General features: G+C 31.6%; 2 protein-coding genes. Both read right to left on the bottom strand.

Annotated elements, in window-relative coordinates; translation table 11 throughout:
- Positions 1-251: 251 nt before the first annotated feature.
- Positions 252-893, bottom strand: coding sequence for a hypothetical protein (locus NST97_RS19135; protein ID WP_066251020.1), 642 nt, complete (start codon positions 891-893; stop codon positions 252-254).
- Positions 890-1,399 (bottom strand): TNT domain-containing protein (locus tag NST97_RS19140; RefSeq protein WP_341343610.1); only part of this gene is annotated, 510 nt, incomplete at its 5' end. The genes NST97_RS19140 and NST97_RS19135, both read right to left, overlap by 4 nt.

The following is a 1,399-nucleotide window of genomic DNA, read 5'->3' on the forward strand; positions in this document are numbered from 1 at the left end:
TTTCCCGTACCCTTAATGTTATATTCGAAGCCATCGTTGTTAACTTTATTCCCCCCAACATTTTTTACAAAGAAGTGCTATTTTTCAAAGTCTTTCGTTGCTCATTCCGTCATCAACCCTTAGACCGATTGGGACCGGCCCATGTCGAGATACCGCGATAATAAAGAAAAAGCTGAGGTTCTATGAATTAAGACTTCATATTTTAGTGTTTATGATAAATTAAATCAGTTTCGTAACTATCACCGCTGTAATTATTTTTTTAAATACAATCTCTTTAATTCTTCTGTTTCTTCTTTCTTTAATTTTAAATTGTAATGTGAAATGATCTTTTTCATTAAGGAGTCAAATTGCTTTAAATAAAAGCCATAATTATAAATTATCACAAATGCACTTGTCAATCTTTTGTTTCGGACAATTGGGATTATATTATTCTCAAGAGACAAGTAAAAAACATCACAACGATCGTCATTTATTTTATCAATATTTATTTTTCCAATTTCTTTTCTATACAAAGAAAAATAATTTTTCCCTATATGATCTTCAAGGATTTTATTTGCTTTATTAACATCTTCTCCTATATTTCGCAGCATTTTTCTTACGCTATTACTTGGTTTATCTTGATTAAAGTAACTATACACAACTATATAAAATGCCAATTGGCCAAATTCCGAATCGGCATATTGTCCAATCAAAAATTCTTTATTTCTTTGGACTTCATATAATCTCATTTTTTTGTTGACAATATCAGTTTTACATCTTATAGACATATCGAAATACACATTGTCTTTATCATAATTTTTTTGATAGACAGAAACTTCTTTTAACGATTGGTTATCATTTTCAACGATAAAAAGATTAGGATCCTTCTTTAAGAGTTCAAGCACATTCATCATGGACTCCACTTCCTTACAGAAACAAGTTCAATTAAATCTTCTTCAATTAATTCATTAATTGTATAAGGTTTCCCATTTTCATGGTATTTTACAAATTGTGTTCCCCCGCCTGGTCTGCCAAACCAAGGCGCAGCTTTACCAGATTTAACACTAAAGTCTTCCAATACTCTATAAACGTAATAGTTTGCTTCGTCACTATGCAATGCGAGCGCTCTCTCTTCATACGGAACACCCTTTGGAGAAAAGAAGCCTCCAGTTGGTTCTCCATATCTATCTATTAACATTCCTTCTTTCAGGATTGTGTCAACCGGTTCTTCTGCGAATCCATCATTTGGAGGCCATATTACTTCTCCAGTTTCTTGATTATAATATTTTGGATTATCATATACATCTTTATATTTAAGGTACTTTTCCTCACTGGGTGGATACATCCATTTTTCAATTTTCGCTTTATCACCTGGACTTAAACCTTTTGAATTATCTTTAATTTCTTTTATGTCCTCCAA

It is taken from the genome of Aeribacillus sp. FSL K6-1305 (genome assembly GCF_038050115.1).
Classification (GTDB): Bacteria; Bacillota; Bacilli; order Bacillales; family Aeribacillaceae; genus Aeribacillus; species Aeribacillus composti.

Excerpts from the sequence above, each read along its gene's own strand:
- NST97_RS19135 (WP_066251020.1), bottom strand. The coding sequence starts at position 893 with ATGATGAATGTGCTTGAACTCTTAAAGAAGGATCCTAATCTTTTTATC.